The 433-nt window shown below is 61.9% G+C and carries 1 protein-coding gene and 1 pseudogene; both read left to right on the top strand.

Features of this window, described 5'->3' with window-relative positions:
• A pseudogene (locus tag EN893_RS37650) lies at positions 1-249 on the top strand (ABC transporter permease); the annotation flags it as partial.
• A partial coding sequence (locus tag EN893_RS37645) for an ATP-binding cassette domain-containing protein (RefSeq protein ID WP_164901576.1) occupies positions 249-433 on the top strand: 185 nt, incomplete at its 3' end. The pseudogene EN893_RS37650 and the gene EN893_RS37645, both read left to right, overlap by 1 nt.

The raw sequence follows: 433 nt of genomic DNA, 5'->3' as shown, positions 1-433 counted from the left end.
ACGCTGCCCTGGATCATGCCCGGCGTCATCGCCGGCGGGCTGTTCGCGTTTGCCGTTTCGTTCGACCAGTTCGTGGTGTCCTATTTCCTGGCGACGCCGGGCCAGACGACGCTGCCGGTCGAAATCTACGCCGCGATCCGCAAGGGTTTCACGCCCGAGATCAACGCGGTCTCGACCATCATCATTGTCGTGTCGATGGCGCTGATGCTGCTGACGGCGCGGTTTTTCAAATTCGGCGGAGAGAAATAATGGCCGGCGTGCAGGTATCCGATGTCTCGCGCAGCTTTGGCGCACACAAGGCGTTGGACAACGTCTCCATCGACTTCGCCGATGGCGGCTTCTACGCTCTGCTCGGGCCGTCGGGCAGCGGCAAGACCACGCTGCTGCGGCAGATCGCCGGTTTCGATTTTCCTGACTCGGGTCGCATCACCAT

The organism is Mesorhizobium sp. M7A.F.Ca.CA.004.04.2.1 (assembly GCF_004022825.1).
GTDB lineage: Bacteria > Pseudomonadota > Alphaproteobacteria > Rhizobiales > Rhizobiaceae > Mesorhizobium.
Note: the sequence above shows the minus strand (reverse complement) of the source record. Positions and strands in the feature narration are given on the sequence as shown.